The sequence below is a fragment of the Phycisphaerales bacterium genome (genome assembly GCA_016716475.1).
Classification (GTDB): domain Bacteria; phylum Planctomycetota; class Phycisphaerae; order UBA1845; family Fen-1342; genus JADJWG01.
Map to the genome: position 1 here is coordinate 1,008,766 of JADJWG010000001.1, position 17,845 is coordinate 1,026,610.

General features: G+C 66.7%; 14 protein-coding genes. 6 read left to right on the forward strand and 8 right to left on the reverse strand.

From position 1 onward, the window contains the following. Positions 1-23 precede the first annotated feature (23 nt). Together IPM18_04185 and IPM18_04190 are read right to left on the reverse strand one after the other, a co-directional pair. Positions 24-941: a decaprenyl-phosphate phosphoribosyltransferase gene (locus IPM18_04185; protein MBK9118787.1), complete on the reverse strand. Its 918-nt coding sequence runs from the start codon at positions 939-941 to the stop codon at positions 24-26. An 85-nt stretch (positions 942-1,026) separates the two neighbouring features. After that, complete coding sequence (locus tag IPM18_04190; protein ID MBK9118788.1) at positions 1,027-3,459, reverse strand: hypothetical protein; 2,433 nt, start codon at positions 3,457-3,459, stop codon at positions 1,027-1,029. A gap of 212 nt (positions 3,460-3,671) precedes the next feature. Between IPM18_04190 and IPM18_04195 the strand changes: the two genes are divergently transcribed. Beyond that, positions 3,672-5,258, forward strand: a complete 1,587-nt coding sequence (locus IPM18_04195) for an NADP-dependent glyceraldehyde-3-phosphate dehydrogenase (protein ID MBK9118789.1) — start codon at positions 3,672-3,674, stop codon at positions 5,256-5,258. A gap of 44 nt (positions 5,259-5,302) precedes the next feature. Here the strand turns inward: IPM18_04195 and IPM18_04200 are convergent, their stop codons facing one another. Together IPM18_04200 and IPM18_04205 are read right to left on the reverse strand one after the other, a co-directional pair. Beyond that, positions 5,303-6,157: a ferredoxin--NADP reductase gene (locus tag IPM18_04200; GenBank protein ID MBK9118790.1), complete on the reverse strand. Its 855-nt coding sequence runs from the start codon at positions 6,155-6,157 to the stop codon at positions 5,303-5,305. Positions 6,158-6,369: 212 nt separating this feature from the next. Continuing rightward, the gene (locus tag IPM18_04205; protein MBK9118791.1) at positions 6,370-7,590 is read right to left on the reverse strand and encodes a PD40 domain-containing protein; all 1,221 of its coding nucleotides are present in this window, start codon (positions 7,588-7,590) and stop codon (positions 6,370-6,372) included. Positions 7,591-7,844: 254 nt separating this feature from the next. On the opposite strand from IPM18_04205, the gene IPM18_04210 reads away from it, so the two are divergent. Further along, on the forward strand, positions 7,845-9,050 hold the full coding sequence (locus IPM18_04210; GenBank protein ID MBK9118792.1) for a hypothetical protein: 1,206 nt from the start codon (positions 7,845-7,847) through the stop codon (positions 9,048-9,050). A gap of 42 nt (positions 9,051-9,092) precedes the next feature. Here IPM18_04210 and IPM18_04215 read toward each other — a convergent pair whose 3' ends face one another. Beyond that, the gene (locus tag IPM18_04215; protein ID MBK9118793.1) at positions 9,093-10,070 is read right to left on the reverse strand and encodes a prepilin-type N-terminal cleavage/methylation domain-containing protein; all 978 of its coding nucleotides are present in this window, start codon (positions 10,068-10,070) and stop codon (positions 9,093-9,095) included. 141 nt (positions 10,071-10,211) lie between these two features. Here IPM18_04215 and IPM18_04220 point away from each other — a divergent pair, with 141 nt between their 5' ends. Then, positions 10,212-11,042: a dienelactone hydrolase family protein gene (locus IPM18_04220; protein MBK9118794.1), complete on the forward strand. Its 831-nt coding sequence runs from the start codon at positions 10,212-10,214 to the stop codon at positions 11,040-11,042. A 121-nt stretch (positions 11,043-11,163) separates the two neighbouring features. On the opposite strand, the gene IPM18_04225 is transcribed toward IPM18_04220, so the two are convergent. The 3 genes from IPM18_04225 to IPM18_04235 all read right to left on the reverse strand — a co-directional run bounded on the left by IPM18_04225 (position 11,164) and on the right by IPM18_04235 (position 16,052). Next, a complete protein-coding gene (locus IPM18_04225; GenBank protein ID MBK9118795.1) occupies positions 11,164-11,910 on the reverse strand; it encodes an ABC transporter ATP-binding protein in 747 nt (248 codons plus the stop codon). Continuing rightward, positions 11,903-13,588: an ABC transporter permease gene (locus tag IPM18_04230; protein MBK9118796.1), complete on the reverse strand. Its 1,686-nt coding sequence runs from the start codon at positions 13,586-13,588 to the stop codon at positions 11,903-11,905. The genes IPM18_04225 and IPM18_04230 overlap by 8 nt, the downstream gene beginning before the upstream one ends. Before the next feature lie 109 nt (positions 13,589-13,697). Then, complete coding sequence (locus IPM18_04235) at positions 13,698-16,052, reverse strand: HEAT repeat domain-containing protein (GenBank protein MBK9118797.1); 2,355 nt, start codon at positions 16,050-16,052, stop codon at positions 13,698-13,700. A gap of 204 nt (positions 16,053-16,256) precedes the next feature. Here IPM18_04235 and thiS point away from each other — a divergent pair, with 204 nt between their 5' ends. From thiS to IPM18_04250, 3 genes are read left to right on the forward strand one after another with little or no spacing between them, the layout of a single operon-like run. After that, complete coding sequence (gene thiS / locus IPM18_04240) at positions 16,257-16,457, forward strand: sulfur carrier protein ThiS (protein ID MBK9118798.1); 201 nt, start codon at positions 16,257-16,259, stop codon at positions 16,455-16,457. Between the two features lie 5 nt (positions 16,458-16,462). Further along, positions 16,463-17,293: a thiazole synthase gene (locus IPM18_04245; protein MBK9118799.1), complete on the forward strand. Its 831-nt coding sequence runs from the start codon at positions 16,463-16,465 to the stop codon at positions 17,291-17,293. Further along, on the forward strand, positions 17,274-17,837 hold the full coding sequence (locus IPM18_04250) for a hypothetical protein (GenBank protein ID MBK9118800.1): 564 nt from the start codon (positions 17,274-17,276) through the stop codon (positions 17,835-17,837). Before IPM18_04245 ends, IPM18_04250 begins: the two co-directional genes overlap by 20 nt. The last annotated feature ends 8 nt before the right edge of the window (positions 17,838-17,845 follow it).

Consider the following 17,845-nt stretch of genomic DNA (forward strand, 5'->3'; position numbering starts at 1 on the left):
TCGCGAAACCTGGCGGCCCGCCATCAGCCCGCACCGGACGCGTTGCCCTTCAGCACTCCCTCCAGCCACGCTCCGCGATAAATGATCAGCACCACCGCGAGTGACCAGAGTGCGATGGCCGCCTGGAACGGGCGATCCCGCACCAGCACCGCCGTCGGCCCGTCCACCCGGCCATGCTCCACCAGCAATGCGAAGCGAAACACCGCATACACCACCAGCGGCAGCGTGTAGGCGAGGTATTCCGTCTGGAACTTGACCACTGTTTTGTCGTCGGTGGCGTAGAGCAGGAAGCTCACCACGGCGATGCCGGCCGTCACCGTCGTCATGTGGTTGAGCAATTCAGGCGTGTAAACCCCGAGCGTGCGGCGGTGCCGGACGGCATCATCGGCCTGCTCGGCGAGCGCTGCCAACTCACAGCGCCGCTTGCTGAATCCCATGAAGAGGCACAGCGTGAACGTGCAAATTACCAACCACGGTGAGATCTCGACGTTCACCACCACGGCCCCGGCAATGGCCCGCAGTACGAAGCCGATCCCGATCAAAATTACATCCAGCAGCGCCACCTGCTTCAAGCCGTATGTATAGAACGCCTGGACCACGAGATACGCGCTGGTCGTGAGGAAAAATGGCCAGTCGAGCTGCCACGCCCCCAGCAGGCCAACGCCCAGCAGCAGGGCCGCAAGGAGACCCGCACTCGCGGGAGTCACCTGTCCGGCGGCGACCGGCCGCGTCCGCTTGCGCGGGTGCAGGCGGTCCTCCTGGCGGTCGCGGATATCGTTGAAGATGTAGACCGCACTGCTGACGAGGCAGAAACAGCCGAACCCGAGCAGCGCAGTCACCACGGCGGCGCTGTCGGTCAGCCGTTGGCCGAAGACGAGGCCGGCGAACAGGAAGACGTTCTTGCTCCACTGCTCCGGTCGCATCAGGCGCAGGTAGGGCATCGGCTCTCCGAGTGGTCCGGGGGCGTGGTGGCACGACTGCCGCGGCCCATGGCGGCGGGCATTGTCGGCGCGCCTGCGGGTGCGGTCAATCCGTCCAGGGCGGTCCGGCGGCACCAGGCAGGAGACGTTGCAGATCCTCCCCGGCGGTCTCCGGTACGAGCGGCAGCGGGCCATCCTCGGCCACCGTCGCGCCGGCCCGCCACTCGTTGACCGACCGGGCCCCGTGCAACACAAGCGTTATACCGCGGCCAACCAGGGGTGCCTGCAGCGTGAGTGTGGTGTCGGCGGCTTTCAGGGTGATAGTGAGGACATCGCCCGCTTGCGCAATCTCGGCCTGGGGCGCCGGCCGGCGTGACTCTGCGGCGTCCGTGACGAGCGCATGCACGAAGATGATCTCTTTACCACGTTCCAGCGGCTCCACCTCGATGCGACCCCAATGCGGGGACCGCCCGAGCGCGGCACCGAACACGGTCGGCCGCGCCAAGCGGTACCAGGCATTCCGCAGGTCGCCGCGCTCGGCGGGAACGATGAGGCGCTCGAAGCCCAGGGGCGCACCTCCGTAATAAGGGCGGTCCGCATGTCGCCCATCGGGGATGCGAAGCTGCTCCCCTGGACCGCCGACTACGCGCACAGCGCGCGGCACGGGAGACAGACTGTTGAACCAGAGGGCACCGTCGCGTTCTGTCCAGCGCAGCCAGTTGGCTTCGTCCACGCGCCAGACGCCGGCGTCGTTCGCTGTTCCGGCGATACGCTGCTCGTCACGCAGATCGCGCCCATCGATCGTGGGACGGGTGGGTAATTGCAGTAACCAGGTCGGCACTGGGCTGCTGCGGCCGGGCGTAACCCGGGTGAGCGTGACGCGGTCGATGACCAGCAGCACGCCCTCGACGACGAAAACGAACTCGCGCGTGTAGGCGGAAAAGTCGCGGCGGTCATACGCCGCGCTCAGGTCCAGAGCAAGATATGCCACGGTGTCGGGCAGTTGGTCGTAGGCGAGCGTCGTGCCGCGGCTGCGGTCTTGCCGGTCGAGCGGCGTAGCGAAGTCGACGCAGGTGTTTTCGAGCGCACGCTGTCCGCCGACGGGGAGGTAGAGCTGGTTGTACCAGCGCGCGACGCGCGCGGTATCCCACAGCACAATGGTATTGTGAGCGATGCTCGCCGTTGCAAATTGCTCGAAATCGAAGGCGGCGCGGTCGGGGCCGAGAAACTGTCCACCGCCTTTGGCGGTAGTGGCCTCGAAAACAATGTCGTCGCCGGCATCACCCACCAGCAGGCCGCCGCGGCGCACGAGGAAGTGGCCGGCATCGAAGTGCTGGCGGCGGCGCAGGAACGGGGCGGCCGCGTTGATCCAGACCTGGGTTTCTTCGGGGCCACGGCCACCGCGAAAAATGACCGCACCACCGAGATGACGAGCGATCGGCAGGCGCTGCGGATCGGCCGCGGGCAAGCCGCGGGCGTCGTAGAGCAACGGTACCCAGCGCCAGAATGCAGCCGGATCGGGTGCCGTGGCGGCGCGCGCCTGGGCTTCGACCCGGCGGGCCGCCCACACGGCGGAAGGATCACGGGTCCGGACCGCAAGCAGGTGCGCAATCAGCGGCTGGCCATCGGACCAGCGGTCAACGGGACTGGTAGGGGCATTGCCACCATCGTCACGAAGGAAGCCCTGCTGCAAACCAGGGTGCTCGTGGGTCGCGAGGAGGTAGTGCTCGAGCCAGCGGGCCATGCGCGGGCCGTAGTCGTTCCAGAGATCGCGTTCAAGCAGCAAGCCCCCGAGTTCGATCGCCAGCGCAGCGCCGAGTTCCTCGCGCGGGGCGGCATCGGGACCGGTGGGATGTGGAGTGCGCAGCGCGAGGAACGCCGGTAGTGTGCGGGGGATATATGCGCGGGCGGCGGTGAGGATGTCCTCGCGGCGCTGCTGCCAGGCCACACTGGGGTCGTCAGCGTCGTCCACCGCGAGGGCCAGGGCAAGCGCTGCGAGACGTGTTTCGAAGACCCGCGAATCGAGTGGACTGTCACCCATGGCAAGGGTTTGCGCCCAGGCACGGGCCTCGACGACAAAAGTCTCACGGACCTCGCGGGGAATCGCACTCCAGCACCAGTCCAGGGCCAGCACCAACTCCAGCAGCGAGGTGGTGGTCGGCGGCACGCGCAGCGCCTCGACGACCAGTGTGACGCGCGCACTGTCATCCGGATCGTTGGGGGTCAACAGGTGCAGGAATGCGGCCGCCAGCACTTCGCCCGGCAGGGTCTCACCCGAGACACGGCCAGCGAATGCGGTGCGCAGAGCCAGGTAGTCGGGAGCCAGGGCTCCGGCGCGACCCCATGCTGGATCCGGGGTGCCGTCGATCGACAGGCCGGCGAGGTGCCGCAGGCGCGGCAACTCACTGCGTGTGAGCAACAGACGCGGGTGCTCCGCAGCGGCGGGCAGGGCGAAGCACACGGCAACGACGATTGCGAGCCGGGAGCGGAACAAGCGGCCGACAGGGTGGGCGGGACGTCGCGGGGGGGAAAGCACCATACGTCTCCACAAGGACTTACGCATAGAGTGCCCGGACGGACGGCGGGCGCCAAGCGAGGCGCACGGGAATCATGAAAGGGGTCCTATGCCGCTCCGGCAACATGTCCGTACCGCAAGCGCGGGCACAATGGTTTCCAGATAGAATCTCCGTGCCACAGGAGGTGCCCATGTCGACAACCGTTGCCGCTCCTACCCCGGTGTTTCCCACCTGCATGGATGACGTGCCCGCCGCGGTGCGGGTCGGCTTCTACGATGCCGGTGCGCAGTATCTCATTGCCGGCGAGGTGCGCCACTGGGACGGCCCGCTGCAAGAGATTACATCACCTGTGTGCTTCACCGGAGATGGGACACCCCGACCACAACCGCTCGGGCACTACCCGCTGATGACCGGCGTCGAGGCCGAGGCGGCGCTCGCGGCCGCGCGCCGTGCCTACGACCACGGGCAAGGGGCGTGGCCGGCAATGTCGGTCGCCGAGCGGATACGGCATGTCGAGGCGTTTATCCCGCGGATGACGGCGGTCCGCGACGAAGTCGTACGGCTGCTGATGTGGGAAATCGGCAAGACCCTCCCGGATGCGCGCAAGGAATTTGACCGCACGGTGGAGTACATCCGCGCCACGATCCAGGCGCTGAAAGAGCTCGACCGGACCAGTTCGCGATTTGCCGTCGAACAGGGGTTTGTCGCGCAGATCCGCCGCAGCCCGCTCGGCGTCGTGCTGTGCATGGGGCCCTACAACTACCCCCTGAACGAGACCTTTACGACGCTGATCCCGGCACTGATCATGGGCAATACCGTCATTTTCAAGCCGCCCAAGTACGGTGTCCTGCTCCATGCGCCGCTGCTGCGGGCCTTCGCGGATTCGTTCCCACCCGGCGTCGTAAACACGGTGTACGGCGACGGGGCGACCGTGGTCGGTCCCCTGCTGACCTCAGGTGCGCTCGACGTGCTCGCCTTTATCGGCTCGGCGCGGGTCGCGTCGTTGCTCAAGCATCAGCATCCGCGGCCGAATCGCTTGCGCTGCGTGCTCGGGCTCGAAGCGAAGAACCCGGCGATTCTCCTGGCCGACGCCGACCTCGAGTTGGCCGCGCGCGAGTGTGCGACCGGCGCACTCTCCTACAACGGCCAGCGCTGTACCGCACTCAAGATCCTCTTCGTGCACCGTGCGATCGAAGCGGCCTTCTGTGAGCGCTTTGCGGCCGCGGTCGAGCAGCTTCGCGTCGGCATGCCCTGGGAGGACGGCGTGACCATCACGCCCCTGCCCGAAGAGGGGAAGGGCGCGTGGCTGGGCGAACTGGTGGCCGAGGCCCGGAACGCCGGGGCGCACGTGCTGAATCGCGGTGGCGGCACAATCGACGGCACGCTGTACTACCCCGCCGTGCTGGCACCCACACGGCCGGATCTGCGCATCTGCCAGGTGGAGCAGTTCGGGCCGGTGGTTCCGATCGTGCCATTCGATGACGAGGCCGAAGTGTTGCGTTGGGTGATTGACAGCCCGGTGGGACAGCAGGCGGCCCTGTTCGGGCGGAATGCGCGACAAATCGGGCAATGGGTGGACGGACTTGTGAACCAGGTGTGCCGGGTCAATCTCAACAGCCAGTGCCAGCGCGGTCCGGACGTGTTCCCGTTTACCGGGCGGAAAGATTCGGCGGAGGGTACGCTGTCGGTCTCAGATGCACTGCGGGTGTTCTCGATCCGCAGTCTCGTGGCGGCGAAGGATGACGAAGCGAACGAGGAACTGATCTCGGAGATCGTGCGCGGGCGGTACTCCAAGTTCCTCAGTACGGACTTCGTGTTCTAATCCGGTGCAGCGACCACATGAAGCACGCTCGTGCTTCCGGTTTCTCACCAGTACCGTTCAAAGTGCAGATTGCCTGGGCCTTCACGGCTGTCGGTGATGAAGCCCCGCGTTTCGAGCAGCACCTGCACACCGTCGATCATCTCCGGGTTGCCGCAGAGGAAGACGTGACACTCGGCCGGGGTTAGCGGGGCACCGACTAGGCGCTCGTAGGTCGCGGGCTCGAGCGCCGCCTGCACGCGCCCGCGGAGTCCCTCGAACGGGACGTCGGCCGGCTCGCGCGTGATGAGCGGGATGTAACGGACGCGCTCATCGCCGCGCACGTACCGGGCGATTTCCTCCCGATAACCGAGGTCGCCGACGTACCGGGCACCGTGGATGAGCACGAAGCGCCGCCAGCGATTTTCACCGTGGAACGTCCGCAGCATCGAGATGAAGGGAGCGATGCCCGTACCGGTCGAGACCATGACCAGGTCCTTGTCCGGCGGCGCGACATCCATCGTGAACTCACCCTTGGCCTGCTCCTCCATCCAGAGCCGGCCGCCAACCTCGATCTCCCACAGCCGGGGCGTGAGGGAGCCCTCGTCGATCCGTACCACGAAGAACTCGGCATAATCGCTTTGTTTCGGGGACGAGGCGATCGAGTAGGCACGACGGGTCATCCGAATCCGGGGCGGGCGCCCCCCCCGCGGGATGCTCGTCTGCTCCGCGAGCGGCTTGGGTAGTCCCAGGCGGAAAAACTGACCGGGCTTGAAGGGCGGCATGCGGCCGGAGTCCGGGCGGACTTTCACAATGCTGAGTGTGTCGGTCAGGTCGACGCGCTCAATGAGTGTGGCGTTCGTGGGATCCGTGTCCATGGTGTCATGGGTACCCGGCGCGGGCGGCGTCTCTAGGTTCGACATCGCGTGCTACAGTTCCTGCGTAAAAAGTGTCGGGGCAGTGACGGAAAACCCTGATGATAGCCGCGCCACGGGCAGGCCGCGGGGCGGGTGAACACGACGCCCTCACCCGAAGTTCGTGGTGGATGGCACAGGCAGCCGGGCGCCGGGCGAGAACGCTGGACGGCGGCGCCGCGACGAGCGTGCACGTGTCATGGCACCTCCCGGGGGCGCTGTTACGGCCGCGCCGGTTCGGACTGTTGGCGGACCCGCAGCTCGCCGTCCGGGGTCAGGCCGAGGAACTCCGCGATAAAGAGTTGTGGCGTCTCGACCCCCTCGCGTTTCGACGTCCACATCAAATAGCGACCGTCCGGGGAGAACACCGGCAGCCCGTCGAAATCGGGCTGTGACGTCACCCGGTAACGCTCGGAACCATCATCGCGGACGAGGTACAGGTCGAAGTTCGGCCGACCGCGGTGATCGGCGTGCGTGTAGATCAGCCACTTGTTGGACGGGTGCCAGAACGGGCACCAATGGAACGTCCGGTTGTCGGTGACAGCGCGCTCGTCGTCGCCGGCGAAGCGATTGACGAAGATCTGCAGGTTGCCGGAACCCGTCCGGTCCGAACGGTAGACGATGCGCTTGCCGTCCGGGCTGAAGAAAGGGCCGCCATCGCCACCGGGCGTATTCGTAACCCGTCGCGGATTGTTCCCGTCGGCATCCATGATGTAGATTTCCTGATCGCCGTCACGGAAGGAACTGAACACGATGTACTTGCCACAGGGCGAGTAAGAGCCCTCGGCGTCATACGCATCCGTGTTCGTGAGCCGCTTCAATTCACCGGTCGCAAGGGTGTACTCATAGATCTGCATGCCGGGGTAGTAGCGCCAGGCGTAGCCGCGGCTGGCCGCCCCGCCACCACCGTGGCGGGGGCGTTCCTGGGCGGGGGCGGCGTCATCCGATGCGCCGCCACCGGGGTGTCCGGCGGGCCGCTCGCCGGCGCTGTCGTGGCCCGCACCGCGCTCTTCCCCGCGCGGCCTCATTGGCTCAAAGTCGGCCGGCGGGCGCAGGTCCTCATGGTTTGAAGCAAACAAGACTTTCTCGCCGCTGGGGTGGAAGTAGGCACAGGTGGTGGCGCCCGCGCCCGTGCTGATCATCTTCAGGTCGGAGCCGTCCAGGTTCATGATGTAAATCTGGTAGTCTTCCTTGCCGAGCGGATAGGCCTGGAAACAGATCTTCCGGCCGTCGGCGGAGAAATAGGCCTCGCCGGCGCGCTCAAAGCCCATTTCCTTGCTCGTCAGTTGCCGCACATTGCGGAACCACAGGGACTCGTCGTGAGTATCACTGGCAGCGGGGGTCGGCTGGGTGCGGGTTGCGGCTAGGAGCAGGCCCGTGCCTCCCAGTGCCAGAACACCCAGCAACCCCGTCAGCAACCAAGTACGGTTTGGAGTACGCATGGTCAGCATTACCTCATAGCGGTCGGGCGCTCGCCCCGGGGGACTCCGGGCTGGTCCGGCAGACCGCGGCCGGTCCAACATGATGCGCGCCCGGGGCGCCCGGGGGAAGCGAAAAAAGCGAGAAAGCCGATTCATGGGATGCCCCTTATAACGGAGATGATGGTGGCCAACGCGCACGCTCGTGATCGCGTCCGGCAAGAGATACGGGTGTACGGATACGTGGGGGCCGCGCCGCGGTATCCTGACTGCCCAACATGATCCCCGCGCTGGACCCATTCCTTCCTACCGCACTGCCCGTCCTGCTATTCCTCGTGTGGTGGCCCGTCGCGGTGGCGTGGCCGCACCGGTACCGATCCGCCTTCTGGATCCTCGCCAGTCTGACGACACTCACCTGCATCGCCGGCTGGGAGTTCGCCGCCGCGTTGTGCGGAGCTCATGTGCTCGGGTATGGGATCATTGAGGCCGCCGCGCGCCTCCAGTACGCCCGGCGCGTGGTGTTCGCGGCGACGTTCGTGCTGCTCCATGCGGCTTACTTCGCATGCTTCGCTCTGCCGGTGCCCTCCGCGTACGCCCACGCGGGCGGCGCCAACGCCCCGGGCGTGTTCGTCTTCTTCAGCGGGATCGCACTCAGCTTTCTGCGGCTCGTCCGCTACCTGCACGACCGGTTGCGGCACGACGCTCCACCGCTTGCACCGCAGGATTTCTTCGCAACGCTCCTGTTTTTCCCGCAGTTCCGCCACGGACCGGTGGAGACGCCACACGAGTTCGCGGCCCAGATGGCCGTCGCCCAGCCGCGTGGGGTGGACCTGCTCGCGGGCTTGGCGCGCGTCGTCGCCGGCCTCGCGACCTTCGCAGTGTTCCTCGCCGTGCTGCGACTGTTCCGGAAGGCTTTGCCGGAAGAAATCCTGGCCGCCCCGGAGCGTCTGTTCCAGTTTGCGGCGGACCTGGCGCCCTGGCAGGCGTGGGTCGTGTTAGTCACGCCGGCCGTGGCGCTGTACTTCGCCGAAAGCGCGTACGCCAGCATGCAACTCGGCGTGTCGCGGGCGTTCGGTGTGCAGGGGCGGGAGAACTTCCGCTTTCCGTTCCTCGCAACGGATCCGCGCGTGGTCTGGCACCGGTGGAACATCACGCTGTCGACCTGGCTGCGCGACTGTATCTACGTCCCGCTCGGCGGGAACCGGCGACGGAAGTACCTGAACATCGTGCTGACGTTTGTGTACTGCGGGCTGCTGCACGGGCCGCAGTTGCGGTGCCTCGCCTGGGGCTTATGGGCGGGGTCGACGGTGGCGATCTACGCGTACTGGGCGGACCTGCGGGCGGTGGACGCCGAGCCGCGGACGGGCCTGGGGCGCCTCGTGGCTCGCGTGCTCACTTTCCTGTGGTTCTGTGTCGGGGTGACGATCATCCTCGACGCGGACACGCTCGGCTGGCCACTCTTCCGGCGCCTGGTCGGCCTGTAAACGCCGTGTGGCGGCGCTACGGAACTCGTGCCAGCCGGGGACCTACTTGCGCGGTACCGGGCCCGTCCACCACCACAACCCGGCCGGAGCGAAGTTGTAATGGGACGCCTGTCCAAAGCCAGGCAGACTCCCCCAGCACAACGGGCAGACAAAGGTGGATTGTCCGCCGACGACAGCGCGGCCAAAGCAATCGTTGTGCCTTTGGAGGATTGGGCTTTGAAGTGCTCGGACGGTCGACACTCGGCGAACGGCCCCGTCCAGCGAGAGCATGTTGATCGCACCGTTATGACGCGCCGTGAGCCAGGTGGGCCCCGCGTACCATGGACGGTTCCCGTCATCCCAAAGTAAGCGCCCGCCGTCACGCCACGCTCTTGCGGCCTCCTGCCCGGTCACGGCCCCCATGAGGAGGGTGATCTCCTGCACATCGTCCGGGCCGACCTCTGCAAGCAGGATGGTGTTGGCAGGCCGCTGGGGACTGTAGCGCTCCGTGTTCATGAGGTGCGAGCCCGCATGGCGGAAGAAATAGGACATGCCGTAGCCACAGGCGTGCATGCCCGCTTCGTTGCGTTCTTCAAAGTCGAACGTTGCCCGGAAAGGGTCACCGGGGCAGATCAGAGCGCGCGGGTCACCGAAGTAGGCCGGCGTCAGCAGGTAGAACCACAGATTGCGCTTCGGGACGCCCCAGGCGGCCTCGCTCCAGGTGGAGCCGACACTGTCTCCGTAGACGCTCTCCGGTGAATGGGATTGCGGCAGCCAACCCTTGTGCTCGTTGACGTACATGCGAAGCGCGAGTGCCAGTTGACTGGTATTCGCACCACACGCAACCGCTTGGGCCTGGCGGCGGGCGTTCTGCATCGACGGCAGCAGCAGCGAAATCAGCAAGGCGATGATCGCCACGACGACCAGCAATTCAATCAGGGTGAAAGCTTTCAGCCCCCGCGCACACCTGCCCCCCGCAACCTGCCGCAGGACTCCTGCCCCCGCGGTCCCCGTCACGGTTGAACACGCATGGTTGCTCATACCCGTCATCGTACCCGGTCTGACCCACTACTTGCCAGTGCCAGCGCAGGCCAGCACACGTGGCGGGGACAATCGCTGCTACCATTCCTGTGTCAGGCCACTGGCCGATGGACACGCACCGCCATTCAGGAGGAGCTCACGATGCCCACCACCTTGGTCGCCACGTTTACCCTTTTTACTCTACTGCTCGGCATGGGCACTGCGATGACCCCGGCGGAGGTCGTCACCGCCACCGTCGCCTACCGACACGGTGACGTCGAGCTCGAGGGCTTCCTCGCCTACGACAATGCCCGTGAAGGCCGCCGGCCGGCCGTGCTGGTCGTACACGAGTGGTGGGGCCTCAACGACTTTGCCCGGGAACAGGCACGGCGGCTGGCAGCACTGGGCTACGTGGCGCTGGCGGTCGATATGTATGGCAAGGGGGTCCTGGCGGAGACGCCGGACAAGGCCCGCGCCCTCGCGACCGCAATCACATCCGACCAGGCCTTGTGGCGCGGCCGCATCCAAGCTGCCGTCGCAGTCGTGAAGCAGGATGCACGCGTGGACCCGGCCCGGGTGGCAGCAATCGGTTTTTGCTTCGGCGGCACTACCGTGCTGCAATTGGCGGCCGCGGGCGAGGATGTCGCCGCGGTGGTCAGTTTCCACGGCAGTCTACCGCCGTTCTCCGCCGCGGATGCGCGCCGGACGAAAGCACGGCTGCTGATCCTCCACGGGGCGGCTGACACGCTGATTCCCGATGCGCAGGTGAACTCGTTCGTGGATAGTTTGCGGGCCGGGCAGATCGACTGGCAGCTCGTGTACTACGCGGGCGCGAAGCACGGCTTCATGAACAGGGCGGCAGACGATCTCAAGATGGAAGGCGTCGGGTACGATGCGACCGCGGCGCGGCGGGCGTGGGCGCACATGCGGGCTTTTCTTGACGAGGTATTCAACGGAGCGCCGGAATCCGTGAAACCGAAACCGACCGAGTAGGTGCGCCTCGGTTCTCGCTGGTTCGGTGGCATAAGAAGCACTGCCGCTCACGTGCGCGAACTGCCACTGGCGCCGTGCGCGAGGTAACGGTTCCGGGCCGCTCGTCGTCCCGGCACAACCTTCACGCGCGGACGTGCAGCCGGCCCTGCTCGAGCAACAGCACCCGATCGGCCTGGGCGGCCACGCTGGCGTCATGCGTCACCATCACGATCGCCTGTCCTTCCGTATGCAGGCCCTTGAGCAGTTGCAGCAGCGCGGCGCCGGCTTCCTGATCGAGGTTACCGGTCGGCTCGTCGGCAAAGAGGATGCGTGGGCGGTGCACGAGCGCCCGGGCGATGGCGACGCGCTGGCGCTCGCCGCCGGACAACTCGTTCGGATGGTGCGTGAGCCGGTGACCGAGGCCGACGCGGGCGAGGATCCCGAGAGCGTCGGTGCGCGCGGCCCGGCGCGCGGCCGGCCATACGAACGAGGAGCTGCCGATCATGCGGGCGAGGACGACGTTCTCGAGCACGTTCAGTTCTGGAAGCAGGTGGTAGAACTGGAAGACGAAGCCGAAGTGGCGGCGACGATACTCGATGCGACGGCGCTCGTAACTGGAGAAAATGTCGAAGGGGCTGGTCTGGAAGGAGCGCCGCCCCGGCGGCGCGAAGACCGGCCAGCCGCGGAACAGCACGTTGCCCTGCTCGGGCACATCGAGAGCGCCAAGGATGTGCAGCAGCGTGCTCTTGCCGCTGCCCGACTTGCCCATGATCGCGACGAACTCACCGGGCGCAATGGCCAGATCGCAGCCGCGCAGCACATGCACCCGCGCACGCCCCATGCGGTAGAGCTTGTGGAGGCCCTCGGCTGCCAGCAGGGGCTTATTCATGCCGCATCGCCTCCACGGGCTGCATGGCACCGGCCCGCCAGGCGGCAAAAAGCGAACCACCGGCACTGGCGACGATCGCGCAGCAGAAGATCAGCGCAACCTCGCTGCTGCGCACGGTGCTGGGGATCTCATCGAACGAGTAGACCGAGCGATCCCAGACCTGCCAGTCGAACGCCCACACCAGGAAGGTTTGAATCTGGTTCGTGTGGATGACGAAGTAGTAGCCCAGCACCACCCCCAGTGCGCCGCCCACCAGCCCGACCGCGGCCCCGTAACCGACAAAAATCGCGGCGACCCCGGCCGACGACCCGCCGATGGCTTTCAGAATGCCGATGTCGCGCGTCTTCTGCAAAACGATCATGTAGAGGATGCAAAGCACCAGCACGGCCGCCACCAACGAGATGATGCCGAAGAGGATCGTAACAAGCTGGCGTTCATTCTCGACCGGTGCAATCAGGTGTTCCTGCGTCTGGCGCCAGGTCTTGACGCGGACGAATTCCACCAACTGGCGATCGGTCGACGAAAGCGCGGGGGCGTAGCGCGGATCTTCGAGGAAGCTCCGGTAGTGCGCTTCGAGACGGCGGGCCAGCTCGTCCGCATTCACCCCGGCGCGAATCTTCATCTGAATCTGGGAACAGCGCGCCGGAATCCGGGCGAAGATCTCATCGGTCTCCGGGTCCCGGCGTACACCGGCGTGCATGAAGAGTTGCTGTTGCAGCAGATCGAAATCGCAGTAGACGTGCTGCGAGTCGATCTCGTAGATCCCGGTTCGGGAATCGTCCGCCAGCCGGAACGGAACTTTGCGGGGCGTGTCGAAAGTCCCGGTCGTCGTGGCCGGGATGAGCGTCACCGAGAGGACCGCACCGCGCGGCATGTGCCCGTAACGTTCGTAGCGTCCATCCTTGCCGCGGCGGGCCGCGAGGTCGCGTCCGAGGATCAATCCCGGAAGCAGTTCACCCTCGAGTCGCGGCGGCCCGGTCGCGGGAACGGCATCGAAACGCCCGACGATCGTCGGAACACCCGCCGCAGCGGTCGTGTATGTCCAGTAGCTCGAGACGGCCTCATCCGCCCGCAGCCCCGCGGCCCAGCTCCGCGCGCGGGCACTGGCGAAGGGCTCCGGCAGCATGGGCAACGGACCCCGCATCGGCTCGTCGAGTGCGGTAAGCGGCTGATCGTCGCTGCCGTACCAGACGGTATAGCGCTGCGGATCGGGGTCGAAGCCGAGCAGTGGCTGCTGCTGGGGGGCCAGCGTCGTCGTGCCGGGATAATATCGTTCGTAATACAGACCCTGGCCGAACTCGTTGACCTGCACAACCTCGTCGAGGCGGATGCCGAGCACGCGCACCAGGTTGGTCTGGGGTGTGCCTTCGACCCGCAGCAGGCCATACGAGTAAATCACCGGCGTAGCCATGGTGATAAGCGGCCGGCCGTCGGTGTCGGTCCACGCGCGGACGTCGCCGATGAATTCCTCGTAGAGGGGAAAGCCGCTGTAGTAGTTGTTGTCGACGACGATGTCGCCGAGCAGGCCACGGGCCTTGTTCGTAAGCTGGTCGAGAAAGCCACCCATGATGGACATCACGATGAGCACCATGGCGGTGCAGAGCGTGACGGCCGCGACTGCGAAATAGGCGATCCGTCGTTTGCGGAGATAGCGGAGGGTGAGAAAGAGCTTGTACATCGCTGCTCAGTGGCGCTCCGCGGCGGAATCGAAGGAAACGTCTGACGGCCTTACGTTACCAAGGAAGGGGGCCAGCAGCGAGCACCGCCCTGGCACATACGCACGGCCCTCAGTCGTCAGAAGTCGTCCCGGCACCGTCGTCCAACGACAGCCGCCGCGCAAAGCTGTCCGCGACGCGGCGCACGAGTTCGTCGGCGTCATTTCGCGCCAGCGTCGCAGCGCGCTCGGCAAAAGCGCTTCCCTGGCGCGCCGCGACGCGGACGGCCATCAGGCGCACCAGCCAGTGCGGGTGTTCGAGGCAGGCCTCAACCGCCGTCGCGAGGTCAGCCGTAAGGCCGGTCGTCTGCAGGCCGTCGAGCGCGCGGGCACGCGTCTCCCAGTCCCCGTCGCTGAGAGCCGCTCGTAGAATCGCGCGCAGCTCATTGCTCGGCAGCGACCGCGGCTGGTAGGTCAACCGGCGCAGCTCAGCCCGTTGCTGTTCTCCCAGCAGTTGGGCCAATCGTTCGAGTGCGCCGAAACGTCGCGGCCGTTCCGTGCTGCGCAGGTCGGCATACAACGCGGACAACGCCTCGGGACCGACCGGGGCGGGCAGGCGATTGAAGTACACAGTCGGCAGTCGCTGTCCCCCGGGGGCCGGGGTCGGGGGGCCCGCAACGCCGAGATCGGGGTGCAGCACGCCATCGATAACGATGCGTTGCAGGTGCTGTGGAGTGGCTCGCGACAGGCGCCGCAACGGGCCCACATCGAGTGGCTGCCGATGGGTAACGGTCTGCCCCGGCGCCAGGGCCAGCACACGCGTGAGACGGACATGCAGGAGCGCGGGGAATTCGCGCTGTCGATCGCCCTCGACCCGGAAGGACAACGCGAAGAGTGGATCGAGCATGGCATCGGACCCGAACGTGATGGCGTAGTCGGCACGATTGCGCAGCGTAAAAGTCGCCCACCACGGCTCGCCGGGTTCGGGGCTGAGATCGTCGAGCGTGAGGCGCGCCTCCAGCGCGCGGGCGGGCAGATCGAAAAAGGCCGCGCTGCGCAGAGGATCTTCAGCCAGCAGCGCCGCGACCGCAGCATCCGGCTGCGGGGCTGGCGCGGCGGCTGTCGCCGGCTGATCGCCGCCGCCTGCCCATTCCAGTTGCGCGATCAACTGCGCGGCCTGACCCCGAGCCGGCTCCGTGAGCCCGGCAAGCGTAGTGCGGGCCGCCGCGTCGTCTCCGGCCTCGTGCAGCAGGCGCGCTATGGCATACGCGGCATAGGGGTCCTGCGATGCCAGCGGTTGCAGCAGTTCCAGGGCTTCTTCGCGGCGGTCCGCGAGCATCCGGCTCCAGCCGAGTGTGCGTCGCACAGTGGGAGAAGGAGGCAAGACGCGCGCGGCGGCGTCCGCCAGCAGGTTGGCGCGGTGGACATCGGGCTCGATGAGGCAATAGAACCACGCCCCGCAGACAAGCTCGCTACCGGGCACGCTGCGGGGATCGGCGATGGCGGCAAAACGGACGCGGAGGCGCTCGGCAACCACGCGGGCATCGCGTGGCCGCTCCATCTGCACGAGCAGGTCATGCAGGAGCAGGCCCGCCTCGGCGGCGTGGAGGGGATCATCTGCGGCCTGCGCCGCGAGTTGAACGGCGTTGTCAAGATTGCCGAGGGCGCGCTGGTTGCCCGCCCAGAGCAGCACGAGCGCAGCGGGGAGTGCGCGCCCGGGGCTGGTAAGTGTCTGAATGTACTGTGCGTGGTCGAAGTAGCGGACTGCCTCCGTGTGGAGCCGAGCACGTTCCAGAACAAGCGCAACGGCCCAGGCAGCATCCAGGGCCAGTGGATCGAGGGTCAGGATGCGCAGGCCGGGGGCCAAGCGCTCGGACAAGGGGGCTTCGGCTTCGAGGGTGGCAGGGCCGAGGCGCGCCGCACCACTGCAAGCGGGGTCGAGCCGCAGGGCTTCCGCGATGGCTGCGCGGGCTGCGGGTAGATCGCGTTGCTCGAGGGCCAGGCGGGCCAGCTCGGCTTGCACAAGAGCGGCGTGCGCCGGTGGCCGACGTGTGGTCAGCACGCGTTCGAGCCAGGCGCGCTGAGATTCCACGGTCTGCTCGGCGCGCAGGCCGGCCGACAGCCAGGCCGCGAAAATGGTCTGGTGATTGGGATCGGCCGCGAGGGCAGCGGTGAGGTAGCGGGCCGCCGCGGGCTCATCGCCCTGCACCAGGGCGAGTTCATAGAGCGCCAGCGCGGCTTCGAGTTGCCGCGGCTCCAGGCGCAGGGCGGCCTCGAGCAGCGCGCTGATGTACAACACATCCTCCGCGGTGAGATGGCCCCCCTGCAGTACCTGGTGGTCGCGCGCCAAATGGACCAGCAGGTCGGCCGTTGTGAGGGGCGGGCTCGTCCCAGCGGCGACAGCACATGGCTCCGGGCTGACCAGCAATCCGCACAGCGCGAACAGCGTCAGCGTAAGCGGGTACCAGCGGAGGGGTGAGACAGTCATCGCGATCTCCAAGGCCGTGGGGCGGGCCGGTGGTGCGCAGCGGGCACACCGGCAGAGCGGACCCATGATACCAGCCCGGCCGCCCCGCGGGGGAACGTGGACCGCAGAGATCGTCGCGGGTGCAGCAGGGCATGCCGCCACCAGCGCGCGGCGCGAAAACTCGCTATAATCGGGGCTTACTGCGGGGGGCGGCGGAAGCGTGGCATGCAGATCACGGTCAACGGCAATGCGGAAACGGTGATGGACGGCTGGACGCTGTCAGACCTGTTGCAACGCTTTGAGTTGACACCGGAGCGCGTCGCCGTCGAACTGAACGAGCAACTCATCCGGCGGGCGACCTTTGCGACGACCCCCCTGCGGACCGGCGACCGGGTGGAAATTGTGACCCTCGTAGGAGGTGGTTAGTGGAGATTCCACCACTGGAGATTGGGGGCTTCAAGTTGCGCTCGCGGCTGCTCGTCGGAACGGGCAAATATCTGCACGCCGGGCAGCCGGATTACGAGTTGATGCGCGCGGCGCTGGACGCCTCCGGTGCCGATGTCGTCACGGTCGCGGTGCGACGCGAACGGCTTTACGACCAATCCAATCGGTCCCTGCTCGATTTCCTCGACCTGAAGCGTTACTGGATTTTGCCCAACACCGCCGGGTGCTTCAGCGCGGAGGATGCGGTGCGCTCGGCTCGACTGGGACGCGAACTGCTGGAGGGGCTCGGCAATCCCGGTTCACGCTGGGTGAAGCTGGAGGTGCTGGCCGACCGCAAGACTCTGCTGCCGGACCCCCTCGAAACCTATCGTGCCGCCGAGACGCTGCTGAGCGAGGGTTTCATCGTGCTCGCCTATGCCAACGATGACCCGGTACTCTGCACCAAGCTGAAGGCGCTCGGCTGTGCGAGCGTCATGCCGCTGGGCTCTCCGATCGGCAGCGGCCAGGGCGTGCTCAACCCGAACAACATCCGCATCATCCTCGAGCAACTCAAGGCCGATGATCCGGAGTATCCCGTGATCGTCGATGCAGGCGTGGGCACGGCCTCCGATGTGACCATTGCGATGGAACTGGGCGCCGACGGCGTCCTGCTCAACACCGGCATCGCGAGCGCGGCGAACCCCGTGCAGATGGCCCATGCCATGCGACACGCGCTGGAGGCCGGCTACCTCGCCGCCCGCGCGGGACGGATTCCCCGCAAGCTTTATGCCACGGCTTCGTCGCCCATGGAGGGCCGCATTGCATCCGCCGCCCGCTGAACGCAACACCCCCGAACCGACCGACGCGGTTCTGGCGGCAACGCTCGAACCGGTGGCGACCGGCGGTCGGCCGCCCTGTCCCGTGGACCGCTGGCCGCGGCGACGTCGGAACCAGATCTGCATCAGCGTGATCGCCGTGGGGATGGCCAATTTCCTCGTGTACACCCTCAGTTACGCAGCGATCGGCGGCGATGCCCACAACGGTCACCGGCGCGTCGCGCAGTCCGCTAGCGGGGAGCGCGTCGCCGAATACTACGTGCGCGGACACTTCATCCACTCACTCGATGGCCGTGAACGCACCGTCAGCCGGGGGGTGTGGCTGTACAGCTACATCCATTCGATCTCGGTGCCACTGACCAGTGGAGCGATGATTTTCAGCATGCTGGTGCTGGCACGGCCGCACATCCTGGCGACCATGCGCGGGGGCTGGATCAGCGGCGAGACATTCGTGGTGGGGCTGGCGACAATCGTGTTGATCGGAAGTCTGCTGCTGACCGGGCTGCTGAGCTGGCACTTTGCCGAGGTGCTGCTGGACCATGGCTAGCGCCGGCG